Source organism: Flavobacterium adiutor (genome assembly GCF_048282555.1).
In the GTDB taxonomy this organism is placed as follows: Bacteria; Bacteroidota; Bacteroidia; order Flavobacteriales; family Flavobacteriaceae; genus Flavobacterium.
Window position 1 is genome coordinate 516,790 of the sequence record NZ_CP182487.1, and the last position, 15,799, is coordinate 532,588.

Below are 15,799 nucleotides of genomic sequence, written 5' to 3' on the forward strand. Positions count from 1 at the left end.
TAAGTGTTTGATTTATAGGTGTTTGCGTATTGTCTGAAAAAGGTTTCATTTTTTTTACTTTGTTAAAAACTACATCGAATTGTGAATAAGTTTGACTTTCATTTTTGGCGATAAATGACAATCTTTGTAACCGTTCTGAATAGGGGGAAATTCATTATAAAAATTAAACAAAAATACAATGTCACAAGTTGAACCAATTTTACAAGAAAATAAGAATCGCTTTGTTATTTTTCCAATTAAACATCATGATATTTGGGAATGGTATAAGAAAATGGAAGCTAGCTTCTGGACTGCCGAAGAAATCGATTTGCATCAGGACTTGACAGATTGGAATAATAAACTTAATGACGACGAAAGATATTTTATCAAACACATTTTAGCATTCTTTGCTGCTTCTGACGGAATCGTAAATGAAAATCTTGCTGAGAACTTTGTAAATGAAGTGCAATATGCTGAAGCTAAGTTTTTTTACGGGTTTCAGATTATGATGGAAAATATTCATAGTGAAACCTATTCGTTATTAATCGATACTTATGTGAAAGATGAAGCCGAAAAAGCAGAATTGTTTAATGCTTTGGAAGTTTTTCCTGCAATTGCCAAAAAAGGCGAATGGGCTTTAAAATGGATTGAATCTGATTCGTTTGCTGAAAGGCTGATTGCTTTTGCAGCAGTTGAGGGTATTTTCTTCTCTGGTGCTTTCTGTTCTATTTATTGGTTGAAGAAACGTGGTTTGATGCCAGGTCTTACTTTTTCTAACGAATTGATTTCCCGTGACGAAGGAGTACATTGTGACTTTGCAGTGCACCTGCACAATAACCACCTGATCAATAAAGTGCCAAAAGAAAGAATTAAGGAAATCATCGTTAATGCTTTGGATATCGAAAGAGAGTTTGTAACTGAATCTCTTCCGGTAAGTTTGATAGGAATGAATGCTGCTTTAATGACGCAATACTTAGAATTTGTTGCCGACAGACTATTAGTAGAATTAGGCTGCGAACGTGTTTATGGATCAGCTAATCCGTTTGATTTCATGGACATGATTTCTCTTCAGGGAAAAACTAATTTCTTTGAAAAACGTGTTGCAGAGTATCAGAAGTCAGGTGTGATGAACACAGATAGTGATGCTCAGAAAATATCGTTTGACGCAGATTTTTAGAACAAAGAATGCTGCAATTTAGTGTCTGCCACGAACACTAGACACAATAAAATCAGGAAACGAAAGTTTCTATACTAAACAAATTTTTTAGATTGGATCTCATTCCCAAATCGAAGATCTGGTTGCATTTTTACGGGTTTTTTCATCTATATTTTAGATTGAAGAACGGACAACTATGGGAATTTTACAATTCTCAAAAAAAATAAATTTAAAAACACGCAATGTTTAGTGTCGGAATTCATTTTCCGGTGCCTTTCATTTTTTCAATAACTATAAAAAAGTAAGCTTATGTATGTAGTAAAAAGAGATGGCCACAAAGAGCCTGTAATGTTTGATAAGATTACAGAAAGAATCAAAAAATTGTGTTACGGGCTTAATGAGCTTGTAGATCCTGTTAAGGTAGCCATGAGAGTTATCGAAGGATTATATGACGGAGTTTCTACATCTGAATTAGATAATCTTGCAGCAGAAACAGCGGCTTCTATGACTATTGCACACCCTGATTATGCACAATTAGCGGCTCGTGTGGCAATTTCAAACCTGCATTCAAATACCAAAAAATCGTTCTCAGAAACGATGAAAGATATGTATCACTATGTAAACCCAAGAAATGGTCAGGATGCTCCGTTAATTGCTGATGATGTTTATAAAGTGATTCAGGAGAATGCAGCTTTCTTAGATTCTCATATTATTTATACAAGAGATTTTAATTACGATTACTTTGGATTTAAAACTTTAGAGCGTTCCTATTTGTTGAAAATCAATGGAAAAATCGTTGAACGTCCACAGCATATGTTGATGCGTGTTTCGGTAGGGATTCACTTAGATGATTTAAAATCTGTGATTGAAACGTATGACTTAATGTCAAAAAAATATTTTACACATGCAACGCCAACGTTGTTCAACGCGGGGACTCCAAAACCTCAAATGTCTTCTTGTTTCCTTTTGGCAATGCAGGATGATAGTATTGACGGGATTTACGATACATTAAAACAAACAGCAAAAATCTCGCAGTCAGCGGGAGGAATTGGACTTTCTATTCACAACGTTCGTGCAACAGGATCTTACATTCGCGGTACAAACGGAACTTCAAATGGAATCGTTCCGATGTTGAGAGTGTTCAATGATACGGCACGTTATGTAGATCAGGGTGGTGGAAAGCGTAAAGGAAGTTTTGCGATTTACATCGAAACATGGCATGCTGATATTTTTGACTTTTTGGATTTGAAGAAAAATCACGGAAAAGAAGAAATGCGTGCGAGAGACTTGTTCTTTGCCATGTGGACATCTGATTTATTTATGAAGCGTGTTCAGGAAGATGGACCCTGGACGTTAATGTGTCCTAATGAATGTCCAGGATTATATGATGTGTACGGAGAAGAATTCGAAAAACTATACATGGATTACGAGTTCAGAGGAAAAGGAAGAAAGACTATCCGTGCACGTGAATTATGGGAGAAAATTCTGGAATCTCAAATCGAGACCGGCACACCATATATGTTGTACAAAGATGCGGCAAACCGTAAATCAAACCACAAGAATTTAGGAACTATTCGTTCTTCTAACTTGTGTACTGAGATTATGGAGTACACATCAAAAGATGAAATTGCAGTTTGTAATCTGGCTTCAATCTCATTACCAATGTTTATTGAAAACGGAAAATTCGATCACGAAGCACTTTACAATGTTACAAAACGTGTAACTCGTAACCTGAACAAAGTAATCGACAGAAACTATTACCCGGTAAAAGAAGCAGAAAACTCAAATATGCGTCACCGTCCGGTAGGATTGGGAGTGCAAGGTCTGGCTGATGCTTTTATTATGTTACGCATGCCGTTTACAAGTGATGAGGCTAAAAAACTGAACCAGGAAATTTTCGAAACGTTATACTTCGCAGCTGTAACCGCTTCTATGGAAATGGCGAAAGAAGAAGGACCTTATTCAACTTTTGAAGGTTCGCCAATGTCTAAAGGAGAATTCCAATACAATATGTGGGGATTAAAAGATGAAGAGTTATCAGGCCGTTGGGACTGGGCTTCATTAAGAAAAGAAGTAGTAGAGCACGGAGTTCGTAACTCGTTATTAGTAGCACCAATGCCAACTGCTTCGACTTCTCAGATCCTTGGAAACAACGAAGCTTTCGAGCCGTATACTTCAAACATTTACACTCGTCGTGTATTGTCAGGTGAATTCATTGTAGTAAACAAACATTTATTGCATGATTTGGTTGAAAGAGGTTTGTGGAATGAGTCATTGAAACAGGAAATCATGCGTCATAACGGATCAGTTCAAAATATTGATGTGATTCCGCAAGATCTGAAAGAATTGTACAAAACCGTTTGGGAAATGTCGATGAAAGATATTATCGATATGTCTCGCCAAAGAGGATACTTTATCGATCAGTCTCAGTCACTAAACTTGTTTATGCAGGATGCCAACTATTCTAAACTAACATCAATGCACTTTTACGCATGGCAGTCAGGTTTAAAAACAGGAATGTATTACTTAAGAACCAAAGCGGCCGTAGATGCGATTAAATTTACATTAAACAACGATAAAAAACAAGAAAAGCCAACTTTAGTTGCTGAAACTGAAGAAATCAATATTGAGGAATACAAAGCGATGTTGTTAAAAGCACAAGCCGCAGGTCCTGAGGATTGTGAGATGTGTGGGGCTTAATTTTTTTTCTTAGAAGAAAGATTATAGAGTAAAGAAAAAAGATTTATTGAAATTAATAGAAAGCAGTTGTCATTTTTGATAGCTGCTTTTTTTTACATCATTTTGTTTTTATCCGCAATCTTTGTCATTCCGAGGAACGAGGAATCTTCGCAAGAAACTCGATAAAGATTGATGATTGCATGGCAGAGTTTCTTGTGAAGATCCTTCCTCCGTCAGGATGACAAAACGGTGATAAAAATCATTAAGGATTAATAACTGCAAGTTTTACAAGTATTTTTAAGATTAATAAACTTTGTAAATAGTAATTTCAATCAAACAAATTGTTCAAAAAATCCAAATCTGGATTAAGAGTTTTAATTAACTCAATTTTTTTATTTCTACTCCAGCCTTTTATTTCTTTTTCACGACTAATAGCTTCTTGAATCCAAGTAAATTTTTCATAATACAATAAAAACTCAACTTTATATTTTGAAGCAAAACTTTTATTTCCATCAGTAATATTTTCTTTATGCTGAATTAAACGAATTTTTAAATTGTTGGTTACTCCAGTATAGAAAACAGTTTTTGATTTGTTTGTTATAATGTAGATGTAATAAGTATGGTAGCCTTCGTATATTAGCATGATAAATTTTTTTTAAGCACAAATAAAGAAAGATTTTTCTTGTTTTAAATGTGTTTTGCTAAAAAATATGTGAACCTATTGGTTTGGAGTTTCTTGCGAAGATTCCTCGTTTCTCGGAATGACAAGTTTCATGAGAAAATTTTTGTTTTACAATAGTTAACAGCTTTTAAATCTTGATAATGGTTTAGGTTATTTGAATTAAACCTTTTCAAAAAACAAAAGTCTTATTTTAAACTAACCTCTTAGTTATGAAAAAAAGCAATCTTTGGTCGTTACGATTGGGCTTCTCAGGAAAAGAAGCTGCTAAAATTGAAAAAATAGGATTAGAAAAATTTCTAAAGCGATCTTATGATTCAAAATTTGATTCACAACTTCCTGCTTTTTTACAAGACAGTCCCAAAACAATTGCTGAATACAAAGAATTACGTCAGTCTGTAAAAAATCTCGATCCCGAAGAGAAAAATAAAATTCAGAGAAAAGAAACCCTAACTACAGGCGAATTAAAAAAATGGTGGGTTGCCAAAATGCATACGGATGAATTTCCGCTACGCGAAAAAATGGTTTGTTTTTGGCACAATCATTTTGTATCCACTTCACAGAAAGTAAAAATCAATTACTGGATTTACCAGCATAATATGATTTTACGCGAAAATGCTTTTGGAAATTTCAAGGAAATGACCAAAAAGATAGTGAAATCGAATGCCATGATCAAATACCTGGATAATGTCGATAATAAAAAAGGTAAAATCAACGAAAATTTGAGTCGCGAATTACTGGAACTATTCACCATCGGAATCGGGAATTATACCGAAGAGGATATTAAAAACGGTGCAAGAGCCTTGGCAGGATTAAATTATGGTGATGAAGAAGCTGTTTACAGAAAAAATTTAGAAGATAACAGCAATAAAACTTATTTCGGAAGAACGGGAAACTGGAAAGCGGATGATTTGGTTGATATTATTTTCGAACAAAAAAACATTCCGTATTTGATTACACGAAAAATTCTGAAGTGGTTTCTTTACGATAATCCTTCAGAAGAATTGGTAAAATATTATGGGGACTATTTCAGGAAAGTAAATTTTGAAATTAAACCGTTGCTTACTAAAATCTTTACTGAAGAATATGCTAAAGATGTTTCGGGCAGAAAAATAAAAGATCCTTTAGTTTATATTTTTCAGCTTATTAATGAATTGCAGCTAAAAGATTACGATGAAGCGATGATTATTGCCTTTCTAAAACAACAGGGAATGGATTTGTACAATCAGGTCAATGTGAAAGGCTGGGATGGAGGAAATTCATGGCTGACTTCGCAGGTTTATCTACAACGAAACAATACTTCGGACTTGCTTTGCAGTGGACGAAAGCTTTCGAAAAAAGTAATCAATTCGATGAGTTCTGAAAATCCGAAGCCTAAAATGGAATTAGAGAAAAGAGAAGTAAAAATAGAATTTGATACTAACGGAAATAATAAAACCATTATAGCCGAATTGTCAAACAGATTGTTATTTAATGTAGACGAATCCATGCAAAAGGACATGGAAAACATGTTGAAATATGATTTTGACCCTAAAAATACTAATGCTAATTATGCTGTTGTTCGTTTGTTTAATTATATCACCAAGCTGCCGGAATATCAGTTAATTTAAAATGCGATCATCATGAACAGAAGAAATTTTCTAACCTTGACAGGAACATTTACGGGCGGAATGCTGATGCTTCCAAGCTTTTTACATGCATTTGGCGAACAAAGTAATTTGGTAATCGGCGAACAATGTCTGGTTTTTGTTCAGCTCAACGGAGGAAACGACGGACTGAATACTTTTATTCCGTACGATGATCCGTTGTATTATGAATACAGAACCAAAATTGCCCTGAATAAAGATGCAGTTGTAGGTAAAAATAAAGGAATGGCATTTCATCCGGCATTAAAAGATTTTGTCCAGATGCAGCAAAACGGCGATTTAACCGTAATTCAAAATGTGGGGTATCCGGAACCGGTTCGTTCGCATTTTCGGAGTCAGGAAATTTGGCAAACCGCAGCAGATTCCAATAAATATATAAACGAAGGCTGGTTAGGCAGATATTTAGATTTACAATGTCATGATCATCAGCCAACAGCCGGGATCAATCTGGACTCAATAGAGAATCTGGCATTAAAAGGATTGGAGCCGAATACCATCACGGTAAAAGATCCGGATCGCTTTAAAGTGAAATCAAATAAGGAAAATGAAAAACTATCCGATAATCCGCAATTGGATTTCGTTCGTAAAATTGCCAATTCGGTTGTAGAAGGTTCAGATGATATTCAGAATGCGCTGAAACAATCCAAAACAGAAATCAGTTATCCAAAAACAGGATTGTCTAAAAATCTGGAATGGATTGCGAGACTCGTAAAAGGAAACCTGAATTCAAAAGTGTATTATACATCCCTTGGCGGATTCGACACGCACGACAATCAGCTTTCTCTTCATGAAAGAAAATTGATAGAACTGAATGATGCGTTATTTAGTTTTTATACGGATCTGAAGCAGGCAAAATTGCTTCAAAACGTTACAATCGTGGTGTTTTCTGAATTTGGAAGACGGGTAAAAGACAACGGAAGCGGGACTGATCACGGTACTGCAGCGCCAATGTTCATTATCGGAGGAAATAATAAAGGAACAATTCTGGGCAGTAATCCAAATTTAGCCGATTTGGATAATGGTGATTTAAAACACCAAATTGATTTTAGATCAGTATACGCTTCTTTGTTACAGCAAAAAATGGATTTTGATTATTCAAAAATCGGAATTAAGAATAATCCGGTTACGGGATTGTTTTAAAATAGTCAATACTATTGACTCTGACGTTAAAATCTATTATTTCAGTTTACTGGGCACGTAACCAAAAAACTTTTTAAAGGCGACCGTAAAATGCTGTGGGTTTTTATAGCCAACTTCATAAGCAACTTCCGAAATATTCATACTCTTTTCTGAGAGAATCGTTTTTGCTTTTTCCATTCTTAAACGGGTTAGATAGTGAAATATAGGCTCACCATAAACCTGTTTGAAATTCCTGTTCAGTTTGTATCGGTTCACTCCTATTGTAAGGGCAAGTTCTTCTACAGTTAGAGAGTTTTGAATGTTTTTTCGCAGCCTTGTTTCAACCTGTTTTATTTGTTCTTCTTCTATTTCGCTGAGAGAAACCAGACGACTTATATCGTCTTTACTATTGATTTGAGAGAACATGTAGAGAAGTATCCTAGTTATTTCCGATTCCCAGTATGGTATATCAGTTTCTTTTTTGTTTGAATTCTCAATGATTACATTCAGGATATTGTTCAAAACTTGTGGGATTTTTTCTCCTCGTTCCCACATTTTATAAGGCTTTTTATCTCTCAGTGCTATACCAAAAGACCCGCTTATCTTATAAAAATCATTTTTGAAAATCTTTCTGATAAAATCTTCAGAACATTCTATTTCTACTGATTTTCTTTTTCCGGATTTCCAGTTTAAAACGCCGTCCACTATTGGAAGATAAAAAAAATTGTACTGATTATCTTCAATTGTTATGGAGATATCTACATCGTTATTTGGGTGAAAATCAATTTTTCCCTGAAGTTCGAAATGAAGTTTAATAAAGGGAGATTCTTGTTTTATATCGAATATCAGGGGAGTGTTAATTTCAAAATCATTCAGGATGATGACAGCTCCATCTAAAAAAACTCTCTTGTTTAACATATTCAGGATCTTGTATAGTAAACTAATTTTAATAAAACTGTTTTAGGATAGTTGTGTTTGCTCAAATGCGTACGTAATAATGCGTTTTGCGTTAGTTTTTATTGATTTTGAAAATATAATTTCGCCGCGTCTAACTTATTTAAACTAAATAAAAACAAATGTATATAAAAATACAATGTTTTACTTTTCTAAAATTTACTTTTTTAAAACGCAACATTTTTGCAGTGGTCTTCCCGCTTCAATTCGTTATAGCCCAGCATACTGTTCAAATGGATGCAATTAAAAGCAATCTGCTTAACGAAGTTGAAATAACTGCCGCTTCTAAAACGAAGACCAAAGAAGCAATAAAAATGGATGTTTTAGATGTTAAGGCTTTGCGAAATAGTGCTGTTACACTAGGGGATGCCATCAATAGGATGTCGGGAATAAGAATTCGTGAGACTGGTGGTTTAGGTTCTTCAAATACAATTATTCTGAATGGTTTCACGGGTCGTTCAGTAAAGTATTTCAAAGATGATATTCCTGTTGATTATCTGGGAGAATCTTTTAATGTGCTGACTTTACCAACTGTTTTTTTGAGTCGGGTTGAAGTTTACAAAGGTGTCCTTCCAGCTAATCTGGGGGCTGATGCTTTAGGTGGTGCAATAAATTTTGTTACCCAAAATAATCATAAAAAACACTTTAATTTAAGTTACGAGTATGGTTCTTTTAATACTCAGAGGTTTACGCTGAATCTACTTTCAGTAAGTAAAAGCAAAAAGCATTTTGTTGGGATTGATGGTTTTTTTAATTATTCTGATAATGATTATAAGGTTGATGTCAAAATTGTAGATCCAGCAACTTCGACTTTATCTGAAAGGAGAGTAAGACGTTTTCATGATAAGTTTGCTAATGGTTTTGCAGAAATTTATGTAGGAGTTAAAGGGAAATATTTTGCAGATGATCTAAAAGCTGGAATTACTTTCAGCAAGACCAAAAAAGAGCAGCAGCACGGTGCTTTGATGACAAATCCATATGGTGAGATTTTCATAAAAGAGTCTATAATTGCTTCAACGATTAATTACAAAAAAAACTTTTTAGATAATAAATTACTTTTTACAAATTTCAATGCTTATTCTGTTATCAACAGTAAAGTTATTGATACTTGCGGATGTTCATATGACTGGTACGGAAATAAAACAAAGGTTCTGGCGAGAGAAGGTGAAGCTGATGCCGATGGGTCATTATCGGATATTGGTTTTAAGAATTTTATCAACCGAACATTTACTAGTTACACTGTTAATGATTTCAATAAGATAGCTTTTAATCTGGTCTATTCAGATCAGATGCGCAAAGGAAGCGATCCTTATGGCCCAGTTTATTTTTTTTCGGGGCGAGATATTTTGTCCGTTCCTGCGACTTATGAAAAATTAGTTATTTCACTAGGCTGGGAGAGTAAGTATTTAAGAGATAAACTGATCAATAATTTTATTATAAAGAATTATAATTTTGAAACGGATGGAGTAGACGGTGGAGTTTCCAATTACAAGGAAGAGAGTGTTAAAAATAAAGGGACACATTATGGTATAGCTGAAGCCCTAAAATATACCATTAATCAAAAGTCCTTTTTCAGAACAGCTTTTGAAAGTGCTTACCGATTGCCCGAACAAGGCGAATTGTATGGCGATGGACAGTTTTTGTTGTCTAATTTTAATCTGAAACCAGAAAAAAGCCTGAATATCAATTTTGGCTATTGTTATGATTCGGCCAATAAAAATTATTTTGAAACCAGTATTTTCTATCGCAAAACAGAAAATATGATTATTCTGGTGCCTGTTTTTCTACCCTTTTCACAGTATAGCAACGTCAGTAAAGTAAAAGGCTATGGTGTAGAGATAGATGGTGCATATCAAATAATACAATCTCTATGTGTAACGGGCAATCTTACCTATCAGGATTTGCGTTTGTTTGGTATTTCAGATCCTGCACAAAAATTCCTGAATGATGCCAGGCTTAGAAATACTCCGTTTTTATTTGGGAACATTTCATTAGACTTTAATGGGAGGAATATAATAACTAAGGAAGATACTTTTAGTACTTATTACAACTTTTCTTATACGCTTAATTATTATCTGGCGAATGTGCCAAAGTCGTCTGAGTCATCGAACATTTTTGGCAAGCCAAAAATCGATACAGATTTAATTATTCCCACACAATATTTACATTCTGCCGGGATCATTTATTCTCTAAAAAAGGAAAAAATAAATTTAGGACTAGAGGTCAGGAATTTATTCGATGAAAAATTATATGACCATTTTAAGGTTCAAAAAGCCGGAAGAAGCTTTTACCTTAAAGTAAGTTATTTATTTTATTAACTTTTAAAAATTAAATTATGTTTCAAAATTTTTACAAAGCAACAGTAGCTTTAAGTATTGTCGCTGCTTTATTTATGTCTTCCTGCTCAAACGATAATGATAATGGCGGTGAGTCTTCAGGGAACAAAAACTATGTTGTTATGTCTGGAGAATCCACGAATCCTTTTTCGGGTTATATTACGTCTTTTGGAGAAAACCTGCCAAACGGAGAGATATCCAATATAAAGTCATCTTCAAAACAATTATTAGGAAGTCTGGGAATGCGTAGTGTGGGCAAATTTTTCTATAAAATGGCAAATTTCCAATCTGAAAAAGGAGTTCAGAAATTTAGTATTCTGAGTTCAGGAGAAGTCAAAGATGAAGGGTTTATTGCTTGCGGAAATGCGATTCAGGGTTCTGGACAATATACTATTGTTGATGAAACGACAGGATTTTATTTTGATGGGGACAGAGGAACATTAAAAATACAAAAATTCAATCCAACAACAATGCAGCGAACTGGCGAGATTGATCTGACAGGGCAGATTTCGGATAACAATGTAGAATACATATCTGTTGGTCAGAACTGCCTGATGTCGAAAGAGGGAAAGTTGTTTGCTAATATTCACTATGGGAAGTCCGCTTCAAAAGGATTCCTGGATGCAATTGATGATAAAATTCGTTTTGCAGTAATCGATATAGCAAAAGGGACACTCGATAAAATAACCACTTTTACTGCCGGAAGTCCGCAACAGGTATGCTGGTTTACAGATAATGCAATGTGGGATTTAGGAGATGACGGTGCTTTGTATTTCTGTACTTTAGGAAAAGTAGCAGGAGGAGCTTCTAAAATATTGCGTTTTAAGGCAGGCCAGACAGATATAGATACCAGTTGGAAATTAGAAATGGACGATTATAAAGTGAATGGGTGTTTTGTGAATGTCATTGCAAAAGATGGAAAAATTTATACCAGAATACCGTCTGAAGGGATAAATGCTAATTTTTCTAATTTGTATGGCGATATCTGGCAGCCTGCAATTATTGATATTAACACTAAAGTTGCTACGACTATTTCCGGAATTCCGTTATGTGAATTTAAAGGAAATGAAGAGGCTGTCGTAGAAGTAGATAATAAAATACATTTTCTGATATCAAATTCTTCTTTAGATGTGAATGGTGTTTACAAAGTAGAAGGGACGAAAGGAACGAGATTGTTTAACCTGACTCAGGGAGGAAGAATTGTTGGTTTTGGAAAATCAAAATAAAGGCTTATGAATACAATAACTAAAATCGCTTTTTGCTGGATTCTTATCAGCATAGGGCTCTCTTATCATACACAATATGAATTATCAGGATTATTTTTTGGAGAAGATATTAAAATGCCGGATGCAAATGGAAAGATGCCTTATACTGTACATTATTTTAATATAGCCGTTATTATTATTCCGTTATTTTTAGTTTTGCTAACCTTATTTTTGAACAAGTTGGCATTTAAATGTATTGCATTTATTTACGCTGTTTTGCTATTATTGTTAAATATATTTCATGTATTGGCTACAGTAAAAGAAGATATTTCGAATCTGACGCAGATAGTTTTATTGTCTTTTGTAGCCCTAGCAAATATTTTTTTGATTATGGAACTCAATAGATGGAGAAAAGAAGTAGTTTGATATTTTTTTATCTTTGTTTTTGTTATGATAATATAGATAGGGATCTATGAAGGTAATGATAACATCCAAATTGTGCTTAAAACCAATTGTAAAAATCTCATTTTAAGCCTCATTTATTAAAATATCATACAAAACAAGCTGATTTTGTTAAGAATTCCTTTTTTGTTTCATAAAATGCATTATTTTTTTTGGTGCGTTTAAAATAATTTATACATTCGCACAGAATTTAAAAAATAACACAAACAAAATGGTAACTAACCGTTTTTATTTTAGCAACAATTTTTATTTCTTCTTTAGTAGAAGTTAGGATTGTGCTATGGTTATTTGAAACAAAATTAAAAGACAAATAAAACTAATATACAATCCTGATGAAAATCAGGATTTTTTTTTGACTATATGACAGCTAAGATTGCAATACAAGGTATCAAAGGTTCTTTTCATCATCAGGTTGTGAAGGAGTATTTCTCTGAAAGCGTGGATATTGATGAATGTCTGTCTTTTGAAGAATTGATCGACAGCCTTCTTTCCGGAAAAACGGATCAGGCCGTTATGGCAATTGAAAATTCGATAGCGGGACCGATTATTCCGAATTATGCTTTGATTGACAAGAATAATTTACACATTATAGGAGAACATTATTTAAGCATTCACCAAAATTTAATGGCTTTAAAAGGTCAGAAGATAGAAGACATAAAAGAAGTTCATTCACATCCAATGGCACTTTTGCAGTGTATGGATTTCCTGAAGCAATATCCAAACATCAAACTGGTAGAAGATAAAGATACAGCAGAGACAGCAAGAAGAATTCAGGAAAAACAATTAGTTGGAATTGCTGCAATAGGAAGTAAAGTGGCATCGGAAATGTATGATCTTGAAATTATAGCGCCAGAGATTCAGACGATCAAAAATAATATGACACGTTTCGTAATTATCAAAAAGCAAAATTCATTTTTGCCAGAAAACGAAATCAACAGGGCCTCTGTCAAATTTGAACTCGATCACAAAAGAGGAAGTTTAGCAGCAGTTCTAAATGTAATGAGTGACTGCAAACTGAATTTGACTAAAATTCAGTCGCTTCCAAAAATTGAAACACCTTGGAAATATTCATTTTTCGTAGATGTGACTTTTGAAAGATATGAAGATTACGCAAAAGCAAAAGCATTATTAAATATCATGGCGGAGTATTTTAAAGTACTGGGAGAATATAGAAATACGAAACCCTTAGCAAGTTAGAGGTTATTTGTTAGAAGTTAAAAGTTGAAACTCTAAAAGAGAATAAATAAGAATCATGATTACAACAGCAAAACGATTAGATACAGTTGAAGAGTACTACTTCTCGTCAAAACTGAGAGAAGTGCGCCAATTGATGTCTGAAGGAAAATCAATCATTAATATGGGAATAGGAAGCCCTGATTTGAGTCCGTCGAAAGCAGTAATTGAAGCGGTCGCTGAGGCAATTCAGGACGAAAACGGGCATGGTTATCAAAGCTATCAGGGATTACCGGAAATGAGGCAGGCGATGGCAGATTTTTATCATGATCAGTTTGGTGTTGAAGTGAATCCGAATAATGAGATTTTACCTCTTATGGGTTCAAAAGAAGGAATCATGCATATTTCGCTTGCATTTTTAAACCCTGGCGATCACGTTTTAATTCCGAATCCGGGTTACCCGACTTATACTTCGGTAACCAATTTGGTTCAGGCAGTTCCGGTGTATTATGATTTGAAAGAAGCAAACGCCTGGGAGCCGGATTTTGAAGCTTTAGAGAAACTGGATCTTTCGAAAGTAAAAATTATGTGGTTGGGTTATCCGCACATGCCGACAGGAGCAAGAGGAAGCTTAGCGTTATTTGAAAAACTGGTTGCTTTTGCTAAAAAACACAACATATTATTGGTCAACGATAATCCGTATAGTTTTGTTTTGAATGATAATCCGATGAGTTTATTGCAGGTGGAAGGAGCGAAAGATGTGGCTTTAGAATTGAATTCGTTGAGTAAAACCTTTAATATGGCAGGCTGGAGAGTTGGAATGGTTTTAGGAAATCCTGAAATTATCGATGCGGTTCTGAAAGTAAAAAGCAACATGGACAGCGGAATGTTCTACGGGATTCAGAAAGGAGCGATTGCAGCTTTAAAATGCGATAAATCGTGGTTTGATGATAATAATAAAATTTACAGACGCCGAAGAGAATTAACTGAAAAACTGGCTGAGAAACTAGGTTGCAAAGTATATAAAGAAGGAGTTGGCTTATTCGTTTGGGCAAAACTTCCGGAAGGAATCGAATCAGCAGAGAAGTTCATTGACGAAATATTATATGATAAACATATTTTCATTACACCGGGAACAATCTTTGGAAGTAATGGAGAAGGATATATCAGATTTTCGTTGTGCGTTAAGGAAGAAAAAGTACAAGAAGCGATAGATAGGTTTTAGGTATTAAGACTTTAGAATTAAGTATTAAGATTTTAGATTTTAGATTTTTTCGCTACAGTTTGTCATCCCGAGGAACGAGGGATCTCCACGAGAAACTCGACAAAGATTAGACTCTCGTTGCGGAGCTACTTGCGAAGATTTGCTTCGCCTATTCGCTATCGCTCGGGTCTCCTTCGTCGAAATGACAAAAAAGATGTGAAAAGTAAAAGTTCTTAAAAAACGAGAAGCCCTAGCCCTGATAGAAGCGGCATCCTTTTATGGCGGGGTTCGCCATAAAAGATACAGCGGATAGCGGGAAATAGCTTCTAATAAAAAAGAATATGAAAGTATACGTAATAGGAATAGGATTAATAGGCGGTTCGATGGTGTTGGACATTAAAGAAAAACATCCGGATGCCACTATTTTTGGAATCGATAAGAACGAAAACCATTTGCAGCAAGCGATTGATTTGGGTGTTATAGATCAGGCAGGAAGCTTTGAAGATTTGGCGGAAGCTGATTTTGTAATTGTTTCGGTTCCGGTTGATGTTGCTTTGATCGTTTTGCCAAAAGTGCTGGATGCTGTTGGAGACAATACAATTGTTTTTGAGGTAGGATCGACTAAAAAGCCAATTTGTGATGCAGTGGCAGGTCACCCGAGAAGAAGAAATTTTATCGCAACGCATCCAATTGCAGGGACAGAGTTTTCAGGACCATCGGCAGCAATAAAAGGGTTGTTTAAAGGAAAAACAAACATTATCTGCGAAGTGGAAAAAACCGCTTTCAAATTGCAGGAAAAAGCATTACAGCTTTTCAGTGAAATAGGAATGAGAATTCGATACATGGATCCGGTTTCGCACGACAAACATATTGCTTACGTTTCGCATTTATCGCATATCAGTTCCTTTATGCTTGGAAAAACAGTAATGAATAAAGAAAAAGACGAACAGGATATTTTTGACATGGCGGGAAGTGGATTTGAAAGTACCGTTCGTCTGGCAAAAAGTTCTCCAGCCATGTGGACACCCATTTTTAAGCAGAATAAAGAACACGTTCTGGAAACCTTAGAGGCATATATTTCAAACCTGAGTCGGTTTAGGGATTTGCTGAAAGAAGAAGATTACAACGCCATTTTTGAAGAAATGGAAAGTACAAATAAAATAAAAGAGATATTAAACGGATTAACAATTAAAAAGTAAACTATAGT

At 34.7% G+C, this 15,799-nt stretch carries 12 protein-coding genes; 10 read left to right on the forward strand and 2 right to left on the reverse strand.

The window, feature by feature from the left end:
* Positions 1-178 precede the first annotated feature (178 nt).
* Both ACNC7R_RS02210 and ACNC7R_RS02215 read left to right on the forward strand, forming a co-directional pair.
* Positions 179-1,156: a ribonucleotide-diphosphate reductase subunit beta gene (locus ACNC7R_RS02210; RefSeq protein WP_417939375.1), complete on the forward strand. Its 978-nt coding sequence runs from the start codon at positions 179-181 to the stop codon at positions 1,154-1,156.
* Positions 1,157-1,444: 288 nt separating this feature from the next.
* The gene (locus ACNC7R_RS02215) at positions 1,445-3,835 is read left to right on the forward strand and encodes a ribonucleoside-diphosphate reductase subunit alpha (RefSeq protein ID WP_417939376.1); all 2,391 of its coding nucleotides are present in this window, start codon (positions 1,445-1,447) and stop codon (positions 3,833-3,835) included.
* A 307-nt stretch (positions 3,836-4,142) separates the two neighbouring features.
* On the opposite strand, the gene ACNC7R_RS02220 is transcribed toward ACNC7R_RS02215, so the two are convergent.
* The gene (locus ACNC7R_RS02220; RefSeq protein WP_110307227.1) at positions 4,143-4,457 is read right to left on the reverse strand and encodes a GIY-YIG nuclease family protein; all 315 of its coding nucleotides are present in this window, start codon (positions 4,455-4,457) and stop codon (positions 4,143-4,145) included.
* A 248-nt stretch (positions 4,458-4,705) separates the two neighbouring features.
* Between ACNC7R_RS02220 and ACNC7R_RS02225 the strand changes: the two genes are divergently transcribed.
* Together ACNC7R_RS02225 and ACNC7R_RS02230 are read left to right on the forward strand one after the other, a co-directional pair.
* Positions 4,706-6,103 carry a DUF1800 domain-containing protein gene (locus tag ACNC7R_RS02225; protein ID WP_417939378.1) on the forward strand — a complete coding sequence of 466 codons (1,398 nt, stop codon included), beginning with the start codon at positions 4,706-4,708 and terminating at the stop codon, positions 6,101-6,103.
* Positions 6,104-6,115: 12 nt separating this feature from the next.
* Positions 6,116-7,279 carry a DUF1501 domain-containing protein gene (locus tag ACNC7R_RS02230; RefSeq protein WP_417939379.1) on the forward strand — a complete coding sequence of 388 codons (1,164 nt, stop codon included), beginning with the start codon at positions 6,116-6,118 and terminating at the stop codon, positions 7,277-7,279.
* A 36-nt stretch (positions 7,280-7,315) separates the two neighbouring features.
* Here the strand turns inward: ACNC7R_RS02230 and ACNC7R_RS02235 are convergent, their stop codons facing one another.
* Positions 7,316-8,176, reverse strand: coding sequence for a helix-turn-helix domain-containing protein (locus tag ACNC7R_RS02235; RefSeq protein WP_417939380.1), 861 nt, complete (start codon positions 8,174-8,176; stop codon positions 7,316-7,318).
* A gap of 269 nt (positions 8,177-8,445) precedes the next feature.
* On the opposite strand from ACNC7R_RS02235, the gene ACNC7R_RS02240 reads away from it, so the two are divergent.
* The 6 genes from ACNC7R_RS02240 (at position 8,446) to ACNC7R_RS02265 (ending at position 15,791) form a co-directional block, all read left to right on the forward strand.
* The gene (locus ACNC7R_RS02240) at positions 8,446-10,530 is read left to right on the forward strand and encodes a TonB-dependent receptor plug domain-containing protein (RefSeq protein ID WP_417939381.1); all 2,085 of its coding nucleotides are present in this window, start codon (positions 8,446-8,448) and stop codon (positions 10,528-10,530) included.
* A gap of 17 nt (positions 10,531-10,547) precedes the next feature.
* Positions 10,548-11,774, forward strand: a complete 1,227-nt coding sequence (locus ACNC7R_RS02245; RefSeq protein WP_417939382.1) for a hypothetical protein — start codon at positions 10,548-10,550, stop codon at positions 11,772-11,774.
* A gap of 6 nt (positions 11,775-11,780) precedes the next feature.
* The gene (locus tag ACNC7R_RS02250; protein ID WP_417939383.1) at positions 11,781-12,179 is read left to right on the forward strand and encodes a hypothetical protein; all 399 of its coding nucleotides are present in this window, start codon (positions 11,781-11,783) and stop codon (positions 12,177-12,179) included.
* A 396-nt stretch (positions 12,180-12,575) separates the two neighbouring features.
* Complete coding sequence (locus tag ACNC7R_RS02255; RefSeq protein WP_417939384.1) at positions 12,576-13,412, forward strand: prephenate dehydratase; 837 nt, start codon at positions 12,576-12,578, stop codon at positions 13,410-13,412.
* 55 nt (positions 13,413-13,467) lie between these two features.
* Positions 13,468-14,613, forward strand: coding sequence for a pyridoxal phosphate-dependent aminotransferase (locus ACNC7R_RS02260; RefSeq protein ID WP_417939385.1), 1,146 nt, complete (start codon positions 13,468-13,470; stop codon positions 14,611-14,613).
* Between the two features lie 320 nt (positions 14,614-14,933).
* On the forward strand, positions 14,934-15,791 hold the full coding sequence (locus ACNC7R_RS02265; protein WP_417939386.1) for a prephenate dehydrogenase: 858 nt from the start codon (positions 14,934-14,936) through the stop codon (positions 15,789-15,791).
* The last annotated feature ends 8 nt before the right edge of the window (positions 15,792-15,799 follow it).

Bases quoted from the DNA above. Each gene is read 5' to 3' on its own strand.
- ACNC7R_RS02265 (WP_417939386.1), top strand. From the start codon at position 14,934: ATGAAAGTATACGTAATAGGAATAGGATTAATAGGCGGTTCGATGGTG.
- ACNC7R_RS02215 (WP_417939376.1), top strand. From the start codon at position 1,445: ATGTATGTAGTAAAAAGAGATGGCCACAAAGAGCCTGTAATGTTTGAT.
- ACNC7R_RS02260 (WP_417939385.1), top strand. From the start codon at position 13,468: ATGATTACAACAGCAAAACGATTAGATACAGTTGAAGAGTACTACTTC.
- ACNC7R_RS02220 (WP_110307227.1), bottom strand. From the start codon at position 4,457: ATGCTAATATACGAAGGCTACCATACTTATTACATCTACATTATAACA.
- ACNC7R_RS02225 (WP_417939378.1), top strand. From the start codon at position 4,706: ATGAAAAAAAGCAATCTTTGGTCGTTACGATTGGGCTTCTCAGGAAAA.
- ACNC7R_RS02235 (WP_417939380.1), bottom strand. From the start codon at position 8,176: ATGTTAAACAAGAGAGTTTTTTTAGATGGAGCTGTCATCATCCTGAAT.
- ACNC7R_RS02230 (WP_417939379.1), top strand. From the start codon at position 6,116: ATGAACAGAAGAAATTTTCTAACCTTGACAGGAACATTTACGGGCGGA.
- ACNC7R_RS02250 (WP_417939383.1), top strand. From the start codon at position 11,781: ATGAATACAATAACTAAAATCGCTTTTTGCTGGATTCTTATCAGCATA.
- ACNC7R_RS02245 (WP_417939382.1), top strand. From the start codon at position 10,548: ATGTTTCAAAATTTTTACAAAGCAACAGTAGCTTTAAGTATTGTCGCT.
- ACNC7R_RS02210 (WP_417939375.1), top strand. From the start codon at position 179: ATGTCACAAGTTGAACCAATTTTACAAGAAAATAAGAATCGCTTTGTT.
- ACNC7R_RS02255 (WP_417939384.1), top strand. From the start codon at position 12,576: ATGACAGCTAAGATTGCAATACAAGGTATCAAAGGTTCTTTTCATCAT.
- ACNC7R_RS02240 (WP_417939381.1), top strand. From the start codon at position 8,446: ATGGATGCAATTAAAAGCAATCTGCTTAACGAAGTTGAAATAACTGCC.